The organism is Streptococcus oralis (assembly GCF_026782285.1).
Classification (GTDB): Bacteria; Bacillota; Bacilli; order Lactobacillales; family Streptococcaceae; genus Streptococcus; species Streptococcus oralis_CG.
In genome coordinates this window covers 399,165-419,568 of record NZ_JAKUWG010000007.1, presented here as the reverse complement: position 1 = coordinate 419,568, position 20,404 = coordinate 399,165, and the positions used below count along the sequence as shown (strand labels likewise).

The 20,404-nt window shown below is 40.8% G+C and carries 16 protein-coding genes, 1 tRNA gene and 1 riboswitch; of the genes, 7 read left to right on the top strand and 10 right to left on the bottom strand.

The features are described from left to right. The first annotated feature begins 68 nt into the window (after nucleotides 1-68). Together MK403_RS07180 and mnmE are read left to right on the top strand one after the other, a co-directional pair. Complete coding sequence (locus MK403_RS07180) at nucleotides 69-251, top strand: 4-oxalocrotonate tautomerase (protein WP_001117401.1); 183 nt, start codon at nucleotides 69-71, stop codon at nucleotides 249-251. A 134-nt stretch (nucleotides 252-385) separates the two neighbouring features. Then, complete coding sequence (gene mnmE, locus MK403_RS07175) at nucleotides 386-1,759, top strand: tRNA uridine-5-carboxymethylaminomethyl(34) synthesis GTPase MnmE (RefSeq protein WP_268709401.1); 1,374 nt, start codon at nucleotides 386-388, stop codon at nucleotides 1,757-1,759. Between the two features lie 46 nt (nucleotides 1,760-1,805). On the opposite strand, the gene dapA is transcribed toward mnmE, so the two are convergent. The 4 genes from dapA to MK403_RS07155 all read right to left on the bottom strand — a co-directional run bounded on the left by dapA (nucleotide 1,806) and on the right by MK403_RS07155 (nucleotide 4,919). After that, nucleotides 1,806-2,741 (bottom strand): 4-hydroxy-tetrahydrodipicolinate synthase, encoded by a 936-nt coding sequence (gene dapA / locus MK403_RS07170; RefSeq protein ID WP_268709400.1) that lies wholly within the window; start codon nucleotides 2,739-2,741, stop codon nucleotides 1,806-1,808. A 56-nt stretch (nucleotides 2,742-2,797) separates the two neighbouring features. Next, nucleotides 2,798-3,874 carry an aspartate-semialdehyde dehydrogenase gene (locus MK403_RS07165; protein WP_093585460.1) on the bottom strand — a complete coding sequence of 359 codons (1,077 nt, stop codon included), beginning with the start codon at nucleotides 3,872-3,874 and terminating at the stop codon, nucleotides 2,798-2,800. A gap of 357 nt (nucleotides 3,875-4,231) precedes the next feature. Then, a tRNA-Thr gene (locus tag MK403_RS07160) sits at nucleotides 4,232-4,304 on the bottom strand. 105 nt (nucleotides 4,305-4,409) lie between these two features. Further along, nucleotides 4,410-4,919 (bottom strand): QueT transporter family protein, encoded by a 510-nt coding sequence (locus MK403_RS07155; protein ID WP_125415822.1) that lies wholly within the window; start codon nucleotides 4,917-4,919, stop codon nucleotides 4,410-4,412. Beyond that, nucleotides 4,917-5,013: riboswitch (PreQ1 riboswitch) on the bottom strand. Its footprint overlaps the gene before it by 3 nt. A 28-nt stretch (nucleotides 5,014-5,041) precedes the next feature. Between MK403_RS07155 and MK403_RS07150 the strand changes: the two genes are divergently transcribed. Both MK403_RS07150 and mscL read left to right on the top strand, forming a co-directional pair. Beyond that, nucleotides 5,042-5,473, top strand: coding sequence for a GtrA family protein (locus MK403_RS07150; RefSeq protein ID WP_125415824.1), 432 nt, complete (start codon nucleotides 5,042-5,044; stop codon nucleotides 5,471-5,473). 84 nt (nucleotides 5,474-5,557) lie between these two features. After that, nucleotides 5,558-5,938: a large conductance mechanosensitive channel protein MscL gene (mscL, locus tag MK403_RS07145; protein ID WP_000910209.1), complete on the top strand. Its 381-nt coding sequence runs from the start codon at nucleotides 5,558-5,560 to the stop codon at nucleotides 5,936-5,938. Nucleotides 5,939-5,978: 40 nt separating this feature from the next. On the opposite strand, the gene hemH is transcribed toward mscL, so the two are convergent. Beyond that, nucleotides 5,979-7,073 carry a ferrochelatase gene (gene hemH, locus MK403_RS07140; RefSeq protein WP_268709399.1) on the bottom strand — a complete coding sequence of 365 codons (1,095 nt, stop codon included), beginning with the start codon at nucleotides 7,071-7,073 and terminating at the stop codon, nucleotides 5,979-5,981. 152 nt (nucleotides 7,074-7,225) lie between these two features. On the opposite strand from hemH, the gene pepT reads away from it, so the two are divergent. Beyond that, on the top strand, nucleotides 7,226-8,449 hold the full coding sequence (gene pepT, locus MK403_RS07135) for a peptidase T (protein WP_268709398.1): 1,224 nt from the start codon (nucleotides 7,226-7,228) through the stop codon (nucleotides 8,447-8,449). 43 nt (nucleotides 8,450-8,492) lie between these two features. On the opposite strand, the gene MK403_RS07130 is transcribed toward pepT, so the two are convergent. The 5 genes from MK403_RS07130 to MK403_RS07110 all read right to left on the bottom strand — a co-directional run bounded on the left by MK403_RS07130 (nucleotide 8,493) and on the right by MK403_RS07110 (nucleotide 17,431). Continuing rightward, nucleotides 8,493-11,522 (bottom strand): pneumococcal-type histidine triad protein, encoded by a 3,030-nt coding sequence (locus tag MK403_RS07130; protein ID WP_268709397.1) that lies wholly within the window; start codon nucleotides 11,520-11,522, stop codon nucleotides 8,493-8,495. A gap of 7 nt (nucleotides 11,523-11,529) precedes the next feature. Further along, the gene (locus MK403_RS07125) at nucleotides 11,530-12,447 is read right to left on the bottom strand and encodes a metal ABC transporter solute-binding protein, Zn/Mn family (RefSeq protein WP_268709396.1); all 918 of its coding nucleotides are present in this window, start codon (nucleotides 12,445-12,447) and stop codon (nucleotides 11,530-11,532) included. A 194-nt stretch (nucleotides 12,448-12,641) separates the two neighbouring features. Continuing rightward, nucleotides 12,642-15,176 carry a pneumococcal-type histidine triad protein gene (locus MK403_RS07120; protein ID WP_268709395.1) on the bottom strand — a complete coding sequence of 845 codons (2,535 nt, stop codon included), beginning with the start codon at nucleotides 15,174-15,176 and terminating at the stop codon, nucleotides 12,642-12,644. Nucleotides 15,177-15,429: 253 nt separating this feature from the next. Next, complete coding sequence (gene ptsP / locus MK403_RS07115) at nucleotides 15,430-17,163, bottom strand: phosphoenolpyruvate--protein phosphotransferase (protein WP_268709555.1); 1,734 nt, start codon at nucleotides 17,161-17,163, stop codon at nucleotides 15,430-15,432. 4 nt (nucleotides 17,164-17,167) lie between these two features. Then, on the bottom strand, nucleotides 17,168-17,431 hold the full coding sequence (locus tag MK403_RS07110; protein WP_000146947.1) for a phosphocarrier protein HPr: 264 nt from the start codon (nucleotides 17,429-17,431) through the stop codon (nucleotides 17,168-17,170). A gap of 361 nt (nucleotides 17,432-17,792) precedes the next feature. Here MK403_RS07110 and nrdH point away from each other — a divergent pair, with 361 nt between their 5' ends. Both nrdH and nrdE read left to right on the top strand, forming a co-directional pair. Further along, nucleotides 17,793-18,011, top strand: coding sequence for a glutaredoxin-like protein NrdH (gene nrdH, locus MK403_RS07105; protein ID WP_268709394.1), 219 nt, complete (start codon nucleotides 17,793-17,795; stop codon nucleotides 18,009-18,011). 80 nt (nucleotides 18,012-18,091) lie between these two features. Continuing rightward, entirely contained in the window at nucleotides 18,092-20,251 is a 2,160-nt protein-coding gene (gene nrdE / locus MK403_RS07100) for a class 1b ribonucleoside-diphosphate reductase subunit alpha (RefSeq protein ID WP_268709393.1), read from the top strand. Nucleotides 20,252-20,404: the final 153 nt, after the last annotated feature.

The following is a 20,404-nucleotide window of genomic DNA, read 5'->3' as shown; positions in this document are numbered from 1 at the left end:
TTTCTGAAGCTTTAAACGGCAAAATGTGGTAAAATAGAAGAAATCAAAAACTAGTGGAGGAAGCTATTATGCCATTTGTACGCATCGATTTATTTGAAGGACGCACGCTCGAGCAAAAGAAAGCTCTTGCTAAGGAAGTAACGGAAGCTGTTGTCCGTAACACTGGAGCACCTCAATCAGCCGTTCATGTCATCATCAACGATATGCCAGAAGGAACTTACTTCCCTCAGGGTGAAATGCGCACCAAATAAACTAGCTTAAGCAGAATTGCTTAGGCTTTTTCAATCTCCAAGTAGCATCCATTGAAGAAATAGTCTAATTTTGTTACAATTTGAAGAGATGCTTGGATACATATCCTAAGAAAAGAAATACAAAAGGAATTAGTATGATTACACGTGAATTTGATACCATCGCTGCTATCTCTACTCCACTAGGTGAAGGGGCCATTGGTATTGTCCGCTTGAGCGGAACTGACAGTTTTGCCATTGCGCAAAAGATTTTTAAAGGAAAAGACTTGAGCAAGGTTGCTAGCCACACTCTTAACTACGGTCACATCGTTGACCCTCAAACTGGTAAGGTCATGGACGAGGTTATGGTTGGGGCTATGAAATCTCCAAAGACCTTTACTCGTGAGGATATTATCGAGATTAACACCCACGGTGGGATTGCGGTAACCAATGAAATTCTCCAGCTAGCTATTCGTGAAGGAGCTCGGTTGGCAGAACCTGGTGAATTCACCAAACGTGCCTTTCTAAACGGTCGTGTGGACTTGACACAGGCTGAGGCGGTGATGGACATCATCCGTGCCAAGACTGACAAGGCCATGAATATCGCAGTCAAACAATTGGACGGTTCTCTTTCTGATCTTATCAATAATACTCGCCAGGAAATCCTCAATACACTTGCCCAAGTCGAGGTCAATATCGACTATCCTGAGTATGACGATGTTGAGGAAGCCACTACTGCTGTTGTCCGAGAGAAAACTATGGAGTTTGAACAATTGCTAACCAATCTGCTTCGGACAGCCCGTCGCGGTAAGATCCTTCGCGAAGGAATTTCCACTGCTATCATCGGACGCCCCAACGTTGGGAAATCGAGCCTCCTAAACAATCTCCTGCGTGAAGACAAGGCTATCGTAACTGACATCGCTGGTACTACCCGTGATGTCATCGAAGAATACGTCAACATTAACGGGGTTCCTCTCAAATTGATTGATACAGCTGGAATTCGTGAAACAGATGACATCGTGGAACAAATCGGTGTTGAGCGTTCGAAAAAAGCCCTCAAGGAAGCTGACTTGGTTCTACTGGTGCTAAATGCCAGTGAACCACTAACCGCCCAAGATCGCCAACTCCTAGAAATCAGTCAGGACACTAATCGCATTATTCTACTTAATAAAACTGACTTGCCTGAAGCGATTGAAACTTCTGAACTTCCAGAAGATGTCATCCGTATTTCAGTCCTTAAAAATCAAAATATCGATAAAATTGAGGATAAAATCAACAACCTCTTCTTTGAAAATGCTGGTTTGGTCGAGCAAGATGCTACTTACCTATCTAATGCCCGTCATATTTCCTTGATTGAGAAGGCCGTTGAAAGCCTACAAGCTGTTAACGAAGGTCTTGAACTGGGTATGCCAGTTGATTTGCTTCAAGTTGACTTGACCCGTACTTGGGAAATTCTCGGAGAAATCACTGGAGATGCCGCACCTGATGAACTCATCACCCAACTCTTTAGCCAATTCTGTTTAGGAAAATAAGAAAAATCCATGATCGTTCATTCGGTCATGGATTTTATTGTCTCTATTAGTAATCTGGACGTAAGACACCAGTCACAGTTGCTTTAGTCGCCTCATAGTCGCCGTCAATAACGACCTTGATAATACGTTTTGCGTCTTCTTCTGGCGCTGGGACTAATGGCAAACGAGTTGGTCCAGCTTCAAATCCCATGTAATTCAAAACGGCCTTGACAGGTGCAGGGCTTGGATAAGAGAAGAGCGCATTGACCTTAGGAATGAATTTTCGTTGAATAGCTGCAGCTTTCTTCATATCGCTTTCTGCAATTGCAGTGAACATCTCATGCATCTCATCCCCATTTGTATGAGAGGCAACAGAAATAACCCCATCTGCACCGAGATTCATAGCATGGAAGGCATCCCCATCTTCACCTGTATAAATCAAAAACTCTTCTGGCTTGTGCTCAATCAAGTAAGCCATATTTGCCAAGCTGGTACATTCTTTAACACCGATAATATTAGGATGGTCAGCCAAGCGAAGCATGGTCTCGGGATTCAATTCGACAACCACACGGCCTGGAATGTTATAAATGATAATAGGCAAATCTGATGCATCTGCAATAGCCTTAAAGTGCTGATACATCCCTTCTTGAGAAGGTTTATTGTAGTATGGGACGATAGCAAGACCAGCAGCAAAACCACCAAAGTCTGCGACTTCTTTGACAAACTCAATCGAGTCACGTGTGTCATTGGTCCCTACACCCGCAATCAAAGGAACACGTCCATTGACAACCTTTTGCACAGCCGCAAAGAGTTCCAACTCTTCATCGTGGGTCAGAGTCGGACTCTCAGCAGTCGTTCCAGCTAGGAGAATGCCGTCTGTATGATGGGCCAACAAATGCTCAATCAAGGCTGGAATGGCATCAAAGTTGATGGAACCATCCTCATGGAAAGGGGTAATAAAGGCTGTGATGATTTTACACTCTTTTAAATCTTGATAAGACATGAGAAACACCTCTCTATTTCAAAGAAGGAGTTCATCTGAACTCCTAAACGATATGACTATTTTAATTCAAATTTCAACTCAGCTGTTGGACGAACCAATCCACGTTCGTGAAGTGTTTCTGCGATCTGAACTGAGTTCCAAGCAGCACCTTTGAGAAGGTTATCTGAAACAACCCACATGTGGATTCCTTTTTCAGCATCCAAGTCTTTACGGATACGACCAACAAAAGTATCACGTGAACCAACAGCGTTGATAGCTTGCGGATAGATTTGATGCGCTACATCATCTTCGAGAACTGCACCTGGAAAGGCTGAAATAGCTGCTTTCACTTCTTCGATTGGAGCCACTTCTTTTGTTTCGATATAAACTGACTCAGAGTGAGCTGACAAGACTGGAATACGAACGCATGTTGCAGACACTGCGATGCTATCATCTTCCATGATTTTCTTCGTTTCCTTGGTCATCTTCATCTCTTCATAAGTGTAATCATTGTCCGTGAAGACATCGATTTGTGGGAGAGCGTTAAAGGCGATAGGGTAGTGTTTCTTGTCACCACCTGAAGGTAAGATTTCCGCATGCAAATCACGTGGATTCACACCGTCATTCAAGACTTCACGAAGTTCACGTTGTGTTTCAAGGATCGCTCCCATACCAGCACCAGAGACTGCTTGGTAAGTTGAAACGATGATACGGTCCAAGCCCCATTTTTGACGGACAGGTTCAAGAGCCACCATCATTTGGATTGTTGAACAGTTAGGACATGCAATAATCCCGTTGTGGGCATCAAGTGCATGAGCATTTACTTCTGGAACAACCAATGGTACGTCTGGATTTTGGCGGAAATAAGATGTGTTATCCACTACTACCGCTCCAGCTTGAACTGCGTATGGTGCATACTTAGCTGATGTCGAACCACCTGCTGAAAAGAGTGCAATATCAACACCCTCAAAAGCTGTCTCAGTTGTTTCTTCAATCGTAATATCTTGGTCTTTAAATTTCAAAGTCTTGCCTGCTGAACGTGCAGAAGCAAGGTAACGAATTTTATCGATTGGAAGTGTTGATTCTTCCAACATTTTTATCATCTGAGCTCCGACAGCACCTGTCGCGCCGACTACAGCAACTGTATATCCCATAAATAACCTCTTTCGGAATTTTCTAAAAATTTCTATAATAGATGTATTATACTACTTTTTCCAGAAATTGAAAAGCTTTTTTAGACTATATTTTCTGAAAACTAAAAATCCCTAGTCATTGACCAGGGACTAAGAGGCATCTTCATGTGATGAGCAGGTTCACACAACTCATCAAGGTCCGCTCCTGCGTTATGACCTCCTTATGCTCAATAGTAGTCCGAAGACTACCTATCGACTCATCGCAACTACTATTCTACTAGATAGAGTTACTTTTGTCAACTGTCAAAACTCTTTAGCTTCATTTTCACAGAAGTATAAGAAAAACCTTGGTCTCCCAAGGTTATTTTGTTTCTATCATGCTAATTGCCGGGATTGAACCGGCGACCTCATCCTTACCATGGATGCGCTCTGCCAACTGAGCTAAATCAGCTTACCTAAAAAGTATACTATAGTTCTATCCTCTTGTCAAGCGCTCTCTTTTAATTTTATGGAATGAAAAAAGCTAGATTTAGCAAGAATCTAGCTTATAAACTTCTTATTTTGTAAGGTCGATTCGCTGTCCCAGTTTATTGATCAAAATCGCACCTACGATAAGTGATGCAAACTCACCAATTCCCGTAGAGAACCATGTCAAGAAGAACGGAGCTTCTGCAACGATATGGAGTTCAGCTGCAATGGTAATCATTGAAATGGAGAAGAGGATTGAAAAGAAGAAATGATCTTTTCGAATCAAACCATTGAACAGATAGTCTTTCTTGTACTTGCTAAAGAGCCATACACCTAGACTTAGGAAAACTAGGGTAGAACCTCCACCGACAAAGACATCTATTAGACCAAAGCTAAAGAAATTAGCAATCATACATCCAATCGTCACACCGATGATGTATTTAGGGTTGTAAAAGGCCAAGAAATTCATCATCTCAGAAATACGGAACTGGTAGGCACCGTAGCTAATGGCATTAAGGGGTGGGGTGATGGTCAAAACCACATAGATAGCAGCAACGATAGCAATATCTGCCATATCACGAACAGTTAATTTTTTCATGTTTTCTCCTTTGGCGGTTTCCCGCGTAAAATATGCTTGGTGAAAGAAGCTAAGCACCAAGGGTTGAGATTATCAACCTTATCAGTATAGCACAATATATGACTTTATGCTATACTAAAATCATGAAAAAACTAATAAAAACTTTCTTTGATAACGAAATCCTCTCCTACTTATTTTTCGGTGGAGCTACTACTCTGATCTCGATTTTATCACGTTTGCTTATTTACCATATCAGTCACCAGGAAATCCTAGCAACCGTACTCGCAAATATCATTGGGATTCTCTTTGCCTTTATCACAAATGACACCATCGTCTTTAAGCAAAAGAGAAAGAATTGGCCGACTCGCCTGGCTAAGTTTTTCTTAGCTCGTCTCTCTACTCTTGGTCTTGACGTTCTTTTAACTTATATCTTTGTTACATCTTATCCCGATATTATCGGGCAATTTGTCAACGATCAACTAGATCAGGTTAATGCCATCGAAACGCTAATTGCGCAGGTTTTGATTATCATTCTTAACTATATTTTTAGTAAAGTATACGTTTTTTATAAATGAAATGGATGTCATTAAGCATTAAGGTTGCAATATTTAGGTATTTCAGGTACAATTAAGATTAGTTTTTGAAAGGAAATTATGAAAATGTTAAAAGATCTTAAAGAATTTTTGCTTCGCGGTAATGTCGTTGACCTCGCTGTCGGTGTGATCATCGCCTCTGCTTTTGGTGCTATCGTTACTTCACTTGTAAATGACATCATCACTCCACTTATCTTGAACCCAGCTTTGAAAGCGGCGAACGTTGAACGCATCGCTGAACTTTCATGGAATGGTGTTGGTTATGGTAGTTTCTTGAGCGCTGTTATCAACTTCTTAGTGATTGGCACTGTTCTTTTCTTCGTTATCAAAGCTGTTGAAAAAGCTCAAAACCTTACTAAGAAAGAAGAGCCAGCCGAAGATACACCTGCTGCTCCAACTGAACTTGAAGTTCTTCAAGAAATCAAAGCCCTTCTTGAGAAAAAATAAGACAAATAAAGGATCTAGCTTCATGCTAAATCCTTTTTCTTTACTCTTTCGGCAATTTACCAGCCTTTTCGAGCATTTTCTTAATCAAGTAAGGCATCTTCACATTTTCACGGCCTTTTTTCTCAATGAGTTTTTTCACAAATTCTGGCATCTGGAGGTCGTCTGTCTCCTCCATAATATCCTTAGTGGTGGCTGACGGAGCTAGCTCGTCAAAGGTTTCTTCTTCTGGGAGAAATTCCTTAAATTCTTTATGTTCATTGGCTCTTACAGTATCAACTAAAGCATCAATTAAACGAGAGTCTGTGTTTGGCATAGGTGGTCGATGGTAGGTGACACCTAATTCTTGACATAATTCATAACATTCTACATCGTTATCAAAAAGAACTTCAATATGCTCACTGATAAAGCTAATTGGTACAAAAATATAATGCTCTGGATGTTGCTTTTGTTCTCTCAAATACTCGAGTACATCTGGCTTAATCCAAGGGATTCCAATATCACTCTCGCTCTGCCAAGTATTGGTATACTGGTCGGTTGTTAGACCGAGTTGCTCTGCTATCAACTTGCTATTATCAAAAATCTGATCGATATAAGGATCTCCAAAGTCCAAGGCAAAAATTGGAACACTATGGGCTGAAAAGATCACCTTAAAGGACTCTTCTCTCACATCGTTCCGTAAAATTTTGCTAATCTCATCTGTCCAAAAGTCCAGCAAAGACTGTTTCTGATACCAATCCTTAATGACTAAAAATTGGATTTGCTGGCTCTCCAGAAACTTTTCATACCCCATAACCGAGTAGAAGGAATAATGGGGTTCTAAAATCAAACAAATACACTCTTCAACACCATCAGCCTCCATCTGCTTGATCACATCAGGGATAAAGGGCCTAGAAAATTTGTTGGCAAAGTAGATGCCATACTCTTCTCCTAAACGTTCCTTGACTAAATTGACCTCCTCACGTGTAATCCTCTGCAGGGGCGTACCACCTATACGAACATAATTATCATAGAGAGTCTGAATCTCGTGATCTTTGGGTCTAACTCCACGACGAATATTGGTAAAAAAATCCGCCACACTCTCAAAGGTAATCTCTTCTGGTGAACCGAATGTCATCATTAAAATTGCTTTTTTCATTGATATGTCCTTGTGATATTTTTTTCAATTACCATTGTACCATGAAATATATCATAAATAAACGCTTTCATTCATTTTATTTTTATTTACTTCTCTTTGTCTTTCTCTCCATTCTATGATACAATGAAAAAAATGATATTAAAGGAGTTTTTATGACTTATCCCAACCTTTTAGAGCGTTTCTTGACCTACGTTAAGGTCAATACACGTTCCGATGAACACTCGACTACTACTCCAAGTACGCAAAGCCAGGTAGATTTTGCGACCAATATTCTTATCCCTGAAATGAAACGTGTCGGTCTGCAAAATGTTTACTACCTCCCAAATGGTTTTGCCATTGGTACCTTACCAGCAAATGATCCCAGCTTGAAACGGAAAATCGGGTTCATCTCCCACATGGATACAGCTGATTTTAATGCTGAGGGAGTTAATCCGCAAGTTATCGAAAACTATGATGGTGGAGCTATCGACTTAGGTGATTCGGGTTTTAAACTAGATCCAGCTGACTTCAAGAGTCTTGAGAAATATACAGGCCAAACGCTTATCACAACTGATGGCACAACCTTGCTGGGTGCTGATGACAAGTCAGGGATTGCTGAGATTATGACTGCAATCGAATACTTGACTGCTCATCCTGAAATCAAGCACTGTGAGATTCGCGTTGGTTTTGGTCCAGATGAAGAAATCGGTGTTGGTGCTGACAAATTTGATGTTGAAGATTTTGACGTTGACTTTGCCTATACTGTTGACGGTGGTCCGCTAGGAGAACTTCAGTACGAGACTTTCTCAGCAGCTGCTGCTGAACTCCATTTCCAAGGCCGCAATGTCCACCCTGGTACTGCTAAAGGTCAAATGGTCAATGTTCTTCAGCTAGCAATTGATTTTCATAATCAACTTCCAGAGAATGACCGACCTGAACTGACAGATGGTTACCAAGGTTTCTATCATCTTATGGATGTGTCAGGTAGTGTCGAGGAGGCGCGTGCAAGCTACATCATCCGTGACTTTGAAAAGGATGCCTTTGAAGCTCGTAAAGCAGCTATGCAGTCTATCGCTGATAAGATGAATCAAGAGCTTGGGAATGATCGCGTGATCTTGACTCTGACAGACCAGTACTACAATATGAAAGAGGTTATCGAGAAAGACATGACACCCGTTACCATTGCTAAAGCTGTTATGGAAGATCTAGGGATCACACCTATTATCGAACCAATTCGTGGTGGAACAGATGGCTCTAAGATTTCCTTTATGGGGATCCCAACTCCAAATATCTTTGCTGGTGGTGAAAACATGCATGGACGTTTTGAATACGTCAGCCTTCAGACTATGGAGCGTGCGGTGGATACCATCATTGGCATTGTAGCTTATAAAGACTAAAAAGACGAGGTAGCTCAGCTACTTCGCCTTTTTTTTATTCGTTTTATTGAGCACTTGGCTCAGACTCACTTTGCGCTTGCTTTTCTGTCGCTTGAGAAGCAGCTGTTTCACTGTCTTTCTCAGACTTAGATTGGCTAGCAGTTTCACTTACTTTTGAACGGAGTTCCTGGTTCAAGCTAATGATTTCTTTAGCTAGAGTGAGGAGACCTTCTTTATCACTGCTTTTGGCTGCAAGTTGATCAAATAGGGCATCAACACGTTCAAAGTCAGCATCGGATCCTTTGTTATCCTCTAAGTACTTGTGAAGAGAGAGCAAGACATTATAGAGTTTTTGATAGATAATCACGGTTTGTGGATCTTGTTCTGCTTCTTTTTTCTCTCGTTGGATAGTTGCTGCAATACGATTTAAAAGATCCTCAAGTTGTGTTTTAGCTTCGTCAAGGTCTGCATTTTCCTTTTCAGTAGCCGCTTTGATATTAGCTGCTTCTTCAGCTAGGGATTGTTTGACACCATCTTCTTTGACACGTGCTAGGAGTTGAGCAGCTTTAGTTAGGAGAGCATCCACTTCTTCCTTCTTAACATGGCTAACTCGCTCTTCTGGCATAAAATCACCGTAGAGTTCTTTTAGGAATTCATAGATGGCTGTCTTAGCAGTTTGACTATCTACTTTTTCCGTATCTAGAATAGTCTTACCAGCTTTTGTAGATACGGGTTCTTCTTTGAGAGCTTCTTCTACTTCTAGCTTAGTTTGGTAAATAGTTGGGAATAACTTATTCAAGTCGGTTGCTTTGAGGAAAGATTGTGACTGGTAAAGTTCCCATGTCAACTTGGCAACACGGTTCCGAAGTTCTTCTCTCAAACGACCATCAGATACATGTTCGTAGAAATACTTGATGTACTCTACTGTTGTTACTCCTGTACGATCACGGAAATCTTGCAAGGCCTGAAGTTTCGCTTCAATGGCAGCCAACTCTGTCTCATCTTGTGCTAGCTTGGCTTCCTGCAAATGAACCAAGAGTTCCTTCTTAGGCAGACCATAAGTGTCTGTATCCAGTGTATTGATTTTATCTACAAGGGCTTGATATTTCTTGTCCAAAGCTGATGTTTCAACTGGAGACACACTTCGATCCACATGGATATATTGCTTATCAAAGAGTTCCAAGGCTGCTAGGTATCCAGCAGTTGAGTTAGTCGCCAGTTTTTTCATGTTCTCGGTAAATTGACCCAAAGCAAGTTCAACCCGTCTCTGCATGATAGGTTGGTCTTTGTAGAGATTTCTACTTTCCGCTAACAATTGATCAACTTTAGAAAGAACAGTTTGTTCGTCAAAAGCTCCAGGCTGATAGCTTGATTGTAGTGTAGGAATCTTGTTTTTCAGAGCTACTTCATAGCCTTTGGTTTGAACCTTGATGTAGTGATTGTGGTCTCCGTGAGGAATCACAAAACTACCATTTTCTATTTGCAAACTATAAGGAGACACTCCATCACGTAAGGCAGTGGTATAGAGTTCATTTAGGAAATCCAGTTCTGGATTCCCAGTTTGGAGAGGAATACGAACATGTTCTTTTCGAACAGCATAGGGATGGATATGGGTTGGATCATAAGCTTGGTCTGGATTTCCAAAGACAAAGAAGCCGTTTGAAATACGAATCGCTTCGAGCGGAACCCCGTAGGTCTGTGAGATATACTTGATTTTTTCTTCATCGCTAGCATCTCTTGAGAAACTTTCCACAGTCTTTGCAAGTGGTTGAACGTGCTGAGACTGATGATTTTCTTTCAAGTGATCTTGGGCAGCTTTGATTTGGGCTGCAGTCAAGTCCTTCTTAAAGAAATAATGAGCGTGATCTCCATGTGACACTACAAAACCTTGCTCATCCTCACTAATGACGCGGTCAGCTGCAAAACCGTGATCATGGTCTTCACCGTGATGGTGGTCATGCTCCTCTCCATCGTGGTCATGGTCTTCATGGTTGGTATCCTGACTTCTATGGTCACCGTCTTGGTCATGAGGATGATTTGGTTGAGCTGGATGCTCTCCTGGCTTACTTTGATTTTCCAAAGGTGTTGGCTTCCCACTGTCGCTAGATAAAGGAATCATACGCGCAATCTTTTCTTCCAAGGCAGAAAGCTTTGTATATGGGATGAAATGATAGTGATTTCCATGAGGAATCGCTACTCCATTTGCGGTTCTACTAATAATTTTTGTTGGATCGAAGATGACACCATCTGACTCTGTATATCGTTGTTCACGCGGAAGTGCATAGAGTTGGCTTAGAAGATCCTGGATATCCCCTCCCTGATATCCTTGAGATATAGTTGCATCTTTATTATTCTCATTAGATTGAGGACGATAGTCAGTCACACTTGCTTGTTTTCTAGTTCCTGAGAGGTAGGCTTGGGCAGCAGCTAACTCGCTTGCAGACAAGGAGCTCTTTGGAATGTAGTGGTAATGCCCACCGTGAGGGACGATATAGGCATCGCCAGTATCCTCTATAATATCAGATGGATTAAAGATGTAGCCATCATCGGTGGTATAGCGGCCTTGAGATTGCGCAAGTGCCACTGCACTGTTAGAAGTTGGTGCATCATAAGTATGACCTTGTTTTTGGCGCTCAATTTCGTCCTTCGTACGAATATTATCAGCATGAGCCGCATCTTTAAGGTAGACATAATACTTGCCATCCACCTTGATAATGTAGCCACCTTTGATTTCGTTGACAATATCAGCATCTTTCAGTTGATAATTTGCATCTTTCATCAACAGTTCTTCGCTGAAAATCGCGTCAAAAGGAACTTTACCATTGTAATAATGGAAATGATCACCGTGTGAAGTCACATAACCTTGATCGGTAATTTTCACAACAATTTGTTCTGCCTGAATATCTTCTTTTTTGCTAACTTGATCTGGTGTCTGAGTCTCTGTTTTTTGAGAGTCTTGCTTCCCATCGACATAAGACACACGATTTGTATTTTTGTTTCCTTCTACCTGATGTTGGTTTAATGCATAGATACAAAGACTTAAGGAAAGGACTAGAGCCGATCCTGCCGCAAGATACTTTTTCTTAATTTTCATAATCTCCTCATTTTAATTCTTCTGCAAGAACACTCATATTTTCTTCTAGATTTTCTAAGTAAGTTTTGTCATTTTCAGGATCTGCTTCCAAAGGATTCAGTGTCTTTAGGCTAACTCCTGTTGATTTGACCAAAGTTTCAGCGACTTTAGAAGAAGCATTGCTCTCAGTAAAGATAGTTTTAACCTTATAGGTCTTAACGAATTCTTGAATTTCTGTTAGTTGTCTCGGACTTGGTTCTTGTTCAGGAGAAATCCCTGCTATACCAAGTTGTTTCAATCCAAACCGTTTAGCGAGATAAGAAAAAGCTGTGTGTTGTGTAACAAAAGTCTTTTGGCTCGCTTTTTCAAAAATAGGCTGGTACTTCTTAGTCAATTCTTGGGCTTTAGTAATAAAGTTTTTAGCATTCTTTTGATACGTTTCCTTATTGGCACTATCAAGTTCCGAAAGTTTGTCTGCAATAATCTGTGCCTCTTCACCTGCTTTTTCTGTATCTAACCAAGTGTGAGGGTCGTAGAGTGTTTTTTCATCAATACCGTCACCAGCTTCAACATCTTCTAAACCTGGTACACGCTCCAAGGTCATTCCTTCAGAAGCTTCTAAAACCTTAACTTTTGAATTTTTCAAGTTAGGATCTAGACTTCCCGCCCAAGACTCCAGTGTATGCGAGTGGTAGACAAAGACATCCGCGTCATAGATAGCAGCAATGTCATTTGCTGACGGTTCAAAGGAGTGAATCCCACTACTTGACTGAATCATCCGTACGTCATTCAAGTCCCCCGATACCTCTTTGACCATAGCATAGATTGGATAAAAACTTGTTACAATCTTCATCCCTTTTGCTTCTTGTTTTTCTTTTTGACTACATGCTCCTAAGACAAGAACCAGCAGACTTACCATTAATAGTAGAATTGTCCTTTTTTTCATCATTACTCCTTAACTAGTATTTAACCATTTAATTAACTAGTAAATAGTTTATCTTTATTTACACCATATGTCAAGATATTTTGCACATTTTCATGAAAAAAATGAGAACTAGAACTTACATTCTGTTCTCATTTTCGATTAATCTTTTCTAGTTCTCCTATCCTGTTTTTAGGAGTTAGAAAATGCTACTACCTTTACTTACTCTCTTTTAATAAAGCCAACAGCTTTTCAGCTTCAGCCATAATGGTATTGTTATCCTGAGCACCAAATAGCAGGTTATTTTTTAATCCTGTGAGAGTTTCTTTGGCATTGGACTTGATAATGGGGTCTTGGATCTTTGCAAGTAGCTCTTCAGCCTCTCTCAACTTCGCTTCAACCTTTTCAGTCTCGACCTGAGGTTCTTCTGGTTCCTCTGGTGATTCTTCTTCCGGCTCCTCAGTTGGTTTTGGAGATTCTGGTTTCTCACTTTGAGGCTTCTCTTCGCGTGGCTTTTCTTCCTCAGGTTTGTCTGTCCGAGGTTTCTCCTCGTTTGGTTTTTCCGTTTGATTGGTATCAGCTTGACCATTTTGGTTTCTTTGAACATGGTCACTTGCATTGCCCCAACCACTATCTGAATGCGGACGTTCGTTTGGATGTTCGACATAGTACTTGACAGTCGCAAAGAGATCTTCTAGACTATACCCCTTAGGTGCCTCATAAAGTCCTTCGTCAAACCACTCAAATTTGATGTTATGGTAATGATCATAATGAGGAATGATTAAACTACCGTTTTTAACTTCCACGGTATGTTGGAGATTGTAAGGCATACGATCAAGCGGCACCTTCTTAGCTGCTTTCACGCGATTGTAGATAGCTTCTGCTCCTTTAGCCTCTGTATTTCCTGAATCCTGATGGTCTGTTGAAGGAGGTGTCAAACCTTTTTCTTTAGCATAAACTTGGGCTGCTGCTCTTTCAGTTTCAGACAAACTATCTTTCTTAATCCAATGACTATGAGTCATATGCGGAGTTACATAGGCATCCCCCTCATCACTGGTGATATCACGAGGATCAAAGATATAACCATCTTCTGTTGTATACTTGCCTGCCAACTTGGCTATTTGTATCTCATCATCTGTGTAAGTTATTTGCGCATTCGCTTTTCCTAAACGTTCTGGATGACGAATCGGTGCTAGAAAGGCCAAGATATCATTAACCAACTGGACTTTATCACTTGAGCCATCATTGAGGCGGTCCAACAGTTTATCCAAAGTGTCAAAATCAGCTTGGCGCCCTTTATTATCAAGTAAGTCTTGATGAACTCTTGCTAGTAAATCATAAGCCTTATTGTAAAATCCTTGATCACCAGATGGGAGGTTGGTTTTCTTAGCTCCTAGCTTATGAGCTAAACTTTCTTGCTTGGCTAGTTTACTATCAATGGCTGCTGCTGTTTCTGCTGAAAGCTTCTTGGCAGGAATATAACGAGAGATTCCATTCTCCTCAAATACATAGCCATTAGCTACTTTTCGAATCGCCTGTTTGACTAATTTCTCATCAATGGGATTACTTGGAGATGGTTGAGGATTTGGTGCAGGTTGCGGGCTTGGACTAGGTTCCGGAGTCTGTTGTGGACTTGGTTGTTCTGGTCTTGAATCCGGCACCCAATGATTCGAACGATAGCGAGGTGGGATGATGCGAGCGATTCGTTCTTCCAATTCAGACATCTGTGAATAAGGGATGAAATGGTAATGGTTCCCATGAGGCACAGCAACTCCTCTAGCCGTTCGACTTGTAATCTGCGCTGGATCAAAGACAAGGCCATCAGATTCTACGTGTCGTTGACTCAAAGGCAGTTTGTAGAGCTGTCTCAAAAGACTATCAATGTCATCACTTTGACTTGCTTGACTGTTAGTGTTGCTGTTGTTGTTTGTGTTCGTATTTGTATAGCTGTTGCCTTGGTTATTATAGGATGGGGTCCATCTATCTACATCACTGCTAGCACTGTTGTTAATGGTACGGCGATAAGTAGGCGTATTCGATTGACCACTTCTACCAGTTAGGAAGGCTTCTGCTGCAGCCAATTCACTAGCTGATAACTCACTCTTAGGAATGTAATGGTAATGGTTGCCATGAGGAACGATATAAGCATCACCAGTATCTTCAATGATATCAGAGGCATTAAAGATGTAGCCATCGTCTGTGGTGTAGCGTCCCTGTGAACGTGCCAAAGCAACAGCGCTATCGTTTGCTGAAGTTCCTCCTTCACGATACTGACTATGCTCTTGTTTTTGCCGATTGATTTCTTCTTTTGTACGGACATTATCCGCATGGGCTGCATCCTTAAGGTAAACATAGTATTTTCCGTCCACCTTGATTACATAACCACCCTTGATTTCACTGACAATATCTTCGTCTTTGAGCTGGTAGTTTGGATCCTTCATCAGCAACTCTTCACTGATGATAGCATCATAAGGGACCTTCCCATTGTAATAATGATAGTGGTCTCCATGTGAAGTGACATAACCTTGATCAGTTATCTTGATGACGATTTGTTCGGCATTAATGCCTTCTTTTTTACTGACCTCATCAGGAGTCAGATTCTCTGTTTTTTGCGCAGCCTGTTTTCCATCTATATAGGAAACACGATTATTTTCTTTGACTGTTCTGGCTTGATACAGTCCCAACTCGTAAGAACAAACACTTAAAATTAAAGCTGCCGCAGAACCAGCAAGGTATTTTTTATTAATTTTCATTGAAACTCTCTTTCTTTTTGATATTTCTAGTTGCAATTCATTTCTAAATTGCAGAAACTCCTCTCTATTACTTAACTGGTTAATAGTTTACTCCTAAATTTGCAACTTGTCAAGGATTTTATGAACCAGTTAAGTATTTTTGTTCTGCACCACTACTTTTTTCTTTTAAAAGGTTCATATAATTCATTTTCCTGAAATTTCATTTAAAAATATCAAAAAAAGCCCCTGCAACTGAGTTGCAAGGACTTTTCGATTAATCAAAATTAACGTATTCTTTTTGAAGTTCAAGAACTTCTTCCATTGTTGAGCATTCTGTAAGGGCACGGTTTGCGTACTCTTCCATCTTAGCCGTGTCGAGTTTCTTCATCAAGCTACGTGTACGAAGTACTGATGTTGCTGACATAGAGAATTCATCCAAGCCCATTCCGACAAGAAGTGGAACAGCTTGTTGGTCACCAGCCATCTCACCACACATACCAGCCCATTTCCCTTCAGCGTGAGCTGCTTTGATAACGTTGTTGATCAAGCGAAGGATTGATGGGTTATATGGTTGGTAAAGGTATGAAACTTGCTCGTTCATACGGTCTGCCGCCATTGTGTATTGGATCAAGTCGTTTGTACCGATTGAGAAGAAGTCAACTTCTTTAGCAAATTGGTCTGCAAGCATTGCTGCTGCTGGGATTTCGATCATGATACCAACTTGGATATTATCCGCAACTGCAACACCTTCAGCAAAAAGGTTTGCTTTTTCTTCGTCAAAGACTGCTTTCGCTGCACGGAATTCTTTCAAGAGTGCAACCATTGGGAACATGATACGCAATTGACCGTGAACAGACGCACGAAGAAGGGCACGGATTTGTGTGCGGAACATAGCATCTCCAGTTTCAGAAATAGAGATACGAAGGGCACGGAATCCAAGGAATGGGTTCATTTCGTGAGGCATATCGAAGTAAGGAAGTTCCTTATCTCCACCGATATCCATTGTACGAACGACAACAGGTTTACCGTTCATTCCTTCAAGTACAGCCTTGTAAGCTTCGTACTGCTCATCTTCTGTTGGGAAGTCTTGAGAATCCATGTACAAGAACTCTGTACGGTAAAGACCAACAGCTTCAGCGCCATTGTCATTGACACCTTCAACGTCTTTTGGAGTACCGATATTGGCAGCCAATTCAAAGTGTTTACCATCAGCAGTTACTGTTTTGGCATCTTTCAAGAGAGCCCATTCAGCTTTTTGCTTCGCATAAGCTTCACCAGCTGCCTTGAATTCTGCTGCTTGCTCATCAGTTGGGTTGATAATAACCTCACCAGTGATACCGTTAACGGCAAGGATGTCACCATCTTTAACGATTTCAGTGATGTTGTTTGTACCCAATACAGCAGCAATTTCAAGTGTACGTGCCATGATAGCTGAGTGGCTTGTACGTCCACCGATGTTTGTTACAAAAGCTTTAACAAAATTTTTGTCCAATTGAGCTGTATCTGAAGGAGTTAAGTCATGCGCAATCACAATCACTTCTTCATTGATAGAAGCTGGGTTTGGCAATTTTTTACCAAGGAGATTTGCCAATACACGTTTTGTCACGTCGCGGATATCCGCTGCACGTTCTTGCATGTATGGGTTGTCTTCCATGCCTTCAAAGATAGTGATGAACATGTCTGTCACTTCTTTCAGACCTGCTTCTGCATTCACTTTCTTCGCACGGATAGTTTCTTTAATTTGGCTGATCATTTCAGGATCAGCAAGCACCATTAAGTGAGCGTCAAAAACTTGAGCAGCTTCTTCCCCTAGCGTACCTACTGCTTTCTCACGGATAACAGAAAGCTCGTCTTGTGATGCTTGTAAAGCGGCATCAAGGCGAGCTTCTTCTGCGTTTGTATCTTCGACTGTAACAGTCTCGAATGACAAATCCGGTTGAACGAGTAGATATGCTTTAGCAACTGCAACACCATCTGACGCTGCGATTCCTTTAAGCATTTCTGTCATTTCCTTATGCCAATCCTTCTTTTTCCATTGTTTCAGAGATAGCAGCGATTGCATCGTCAGCATCTGCACCTTCAGCTGAAATTGTAACGTCAGCACCTTGGCCAACACCAAGACTCATAACACCCATGATAGATTTAAGGTTTACTGATTTACCTTTGTACTCAAGAGTGATATCTGAAGCAAATTTGCTAGCTGTTTGAACCAACAATGTTGCTGGACGTGCGTGAATACCTGTTTCTGCCACTACGTGGAAATCTTTAGAAGCCATAGTTTGACTCTCCTTTAAGTGTTTTCTATTTGAGTTATAAGTGATAACCCTTACAATAGTGTATTATATCACCTTCAAGATAATTTTTCAAGTGTTTTATGGACTTTCTTCAATTTCCTTTCAGATAACTTGCTGAAAATCTTCTATATAAATTACCAACATACAGGATATAGTTTTTTTGTTTTAATAAACTTTGATAGTTCAATGAAAACGCAATCTTCATCAATTGCATTACACTATATATAGTGTCCTATTTTTAAATATTTTTATCTAAAACACAATATTTAGTCAAAATTGTTTGACAAAGTTTTTTTTTCTGATATACTAAGAAAGTAATCAAATTTTATGAGGAGTTACGAAAATGGTAACGGTTTATTCTAAAAATAATTGTGTACAATGTAAAATGACCAAACGTTTCTTGGATAGCAACAATGTCGCTTATCGTGAGATCAATCTCGATGAACAACCTGAGTACGTCGATCAAGTTAAAGAGCTTGGTTTCAGCGCTGCTCCTGTTATCCAAACACCAACTGAAATCTTTTCAGGCTTCCAACCAGGAAAACTGAAACAGTTAGCATAATCTTAGTACATCATCCAGAAGAAACTGCTTCTAGGGCTAACTTAGAAGCCTTTCTTTTGTAATTAGATAAGGGAATTTTTATGGGATTAAAACATCTTGAGGACGTAACTTACTTCCGTCTCAATAACGAAATCAACCGTCCTGTTAATGGACAAATCATGCTTCATAAAGATAAGGAAGCCTTGGATGCTTTCTTTAAAGAAAATGTGGCTCCAAACACTATGGTTTTTGATTCAATCACTGATAAAATCAACTACCTTATTGAACATAACTATATTGAAACTGCATTTCTCAAGAAGTACCGTCCAGAGTTTTTGGAAGAATTGCATCAATTTATCAAGAACCAAAACTTCCAATTCAAATCATTCATGGCTGCCTATAAGTTTTACAATCAGTACGCCTTGAAGACTAACGACGGTGAATACTACCTTGAAAATATGGAAGACCGTGTCTTCTTTAATGCGCTTTATTTTGCTGACGGTGATGAAACAATTGCGACTGATATTGCCAATGAAATCATCCACCAACGCTACCAACCAGCTACTCCTTCCTTTTTGAACGCAGGCCGTGCTCGTCGTGGGGAATTGGTATCGTGCTTCTTGATTCAAGTAACTGATGATATGAACTCTATCGGACGTTCCATCAACTCAGCCCTTCAACTTTCACGTATCGGTGGTGGTGTGGGAATTTCCCTCAGCAACCTTCGTGAAGCTGGAGCTCCTATCAAAGGCTATGAAGGTGCTGCTTCTGGTGTCGTTCCAGTTATGAAACTCTTCGAAGACAGTTTCTCCTACTCAAACCAACTCGGGCAACGTCAAGGTGCTGGGGTTGTCTACCTCAACGTCTTTCACCCAGATATCATCGCTTTCCTTTCCACTAAGAAAGAAAATGCTGATGAAAAAGTTCGTGTTAAAACTCTCTCACTTGGTGTTGTGGTGCCTGATAAATTCTACGAATTGGCTCGTAAAAATGAAGAAATGTATCTCTTTAGCCCATATTCTGTAGAGCTTGAATATGGTGTACCGTTCAACTACATCGACATCACTGAAAAATACGATGAATTAGTCGCAAATCCAAATATCCGCAAGACAAAAATCAAAGCGCGTGATTTGGAAACTGAAATCTCTAAATTACAACAAGAATCTGGTTACCCTTATGTAGTCAATATTGATACAGCTAACCGTGCTAATCCCGTTGATGGTAAGATTATCATGAGTAACTTGTGTTCTGAGATTCTTCAAGTTCAAGAACCAAGCTTAATCAACGATGCTCAAGAATTCCTTCAAATGGGAACAGACGTTTCATGTAACCTTGGATCAACCAACGTGGTCAACATGATGACTTCACCTGACTTTGGTCGTTCTATCCGTGCGATGGTTCGTGCTTTGACTTTCGTTACAGATAGTTCACACATCGTAGCTGTTCCTACTATCGACCACGGAAATAGCTTGGCCCACACCTTTGGTCTTGGTGCTATGGGACTTCATAGCTACCTTGCGCAACAACTCATCGAGTACGGATCACCTGAGTCAATTGAATTTACAAGCATCTACTTTATGCTTATGAACTACTGGACCTTGGTGGAATCAAACAATATAGCCCGTGAACGTGGTATCACCTTCCACAAGTTTGAAAAATCAGACTATGCTAACGGAAGCTACTTCGACAAGTATGTGACAGGCGAGTTTATTCCAAAATCAGACCGTGTTAAAGAACTCTTTAAAGATGTCTTTATCCCAAGTGCTGCTGATTGGGCGGAACTTCGCGAAAAGGTTCAAGCAGATGGTCTTTATCACCAAAACCGTCTAGCTGTTGCTCCAAATGGTTCTATCAGTTACATCAACGATGTTTCTGCTTCTATCCACCCGATTACGCAACGTATCGAAGAACGCCAAGAGAAGAAAATCGGTAAAATCTACTATCCTGCTGCAGGTTTGTCAACAGATACTATCCCTTACTACACTTCTGCCTACGACATGGATATGCGCAAGGTGATTGATGTTTACGCTGCTGCAACAGAGCACGTGGACCAAGGGCTTTCACTCACTCTCTTCATGCGTAGCGACATTCCAAAAGGTCTTTACGAATGGAAGAAAGAAAACAAACAAACGACACGTGACTTGTCAATCCTTCGTAACTATGCCTTTAACAAGGGTATCAAGTCTATTTACTACGTTCGTACCTTTACAGACGACGGTGGAGAAGTCGGTGCTAACCAATGTGAAAGCTGTGTAATTTAATTTTATTCTGAGCTAACTAAATTTCCTCAGATTACTAATTAAATGACTACACTAGACTAAACTTGGACAAGCATCTAAAATACTATGAAAAACTAAAAAGTCGGGCTTCCGACTTTTTGTGCGATACTCTTCTCAGACTATGATAAAATTGAG

Coding starts and splice junctions, on each gene's coding strand:
- MK403_RS07180 (WP_001117401.1), top strand. CDS start 69: ATGCCATTTGTACGCATCGATTTATTTGAAGGACGCACGCTCGAGCAA.
- mnmE (WP_268709401.1), top strand. CDS start 386: ATGATTACACGTGAATTTGATACCATCGCTGCTATCTCTACTCCACTA.
- dapA (WP_268709400.1), bottom strand. CDS start 2,741: ATGTCTTATCAAGATTTAAAAGAGTGTAAAATCATCACAGCCTTTATT.
- MK403_RS07165 (WP_093585460.1), bottom strand. CDS start 3,874: ATGGGATATACAGTTGCTGTAGTCGGCGCGACAGGTGCTGTCGGAGCT.
- MK403_RS07155 (WP_125415822.1), bottom strand. CDS start 4,919: ATGAAAAAATTAACTGTTCGTGATATGGCAGATATTGCTATCGTTGCT.
- MK403_RS07150 (WP_125415824.1), top strand. CDS start 5,042: ATGAAAAAACTAATAAAAACTTTCTTTGATAACGAAATCCTCTCCTAC.
- mscL (WP_000910209.1), top strand. CDS start 5,558: ATGTTAAAAGATCTTAAAGAATTTTTGCTTCGCGGTAATGTCGTTGAC.
- hemH (WP_268709399.1), bottom strand. CDS start 7,073: ATGAAAAAAGCAATTTTAATGATGACATTCGGTTCACCAGAAGAGATT.
- pepT (WP_268709398.1), top strand. CDS start 7,226: ATGACTTATCCCAACCTTTTAGAGCGTTTCTTGACCTACGTTAAGGTC.
- MK403_RS07130 (WP_268709397.1), bottom strand. CDS start 11,522: ATGAAAATTAAGAAAAAGTATCTTGCGGCAGGATCGGCTCTAGTCCTT.
- MK403_RS07125 (WP_268709396.1), bottom strand. CDS start 12,447: ATGAAAAAAAGGACAATTCTACTATTAATGGTAAGTCTGCTGGTTCTT.
- MK403_RS07120 (WP_268709395.1), bottom strand. CDS start 15,176: ATGAAAATTAATAAAAAATACCTTGCTGGTTCTGCGGCAGCTTTAATT.
- ptsP (WP_268709555.1), bottom strand. CDS start 17,163: ATGACAGAAATGCTTAAAGGAATCGCAGCGTCAGATGGTGTTGCAGTT.
- MK403_RS07110 (WP_000146947.1), bottom strand. CDS start 17,431: ATGGCTTCTAAAGATTTCCACGTAGTGGCAGAAACAGGTATTCACGCA.
- nrdH (WP_268709394.1), top strand. CDS start 17,793: ATGGTAACGGTTTATTCTAAAAATAATTGTGTACAATGTAAAATGACC.
- nrdE (WP_268709393.1), top strand. CDS start 18,092: ATGGGATTAAAACATCTTGAGGACGTAACTTACTTCCGTCTCAATAAC.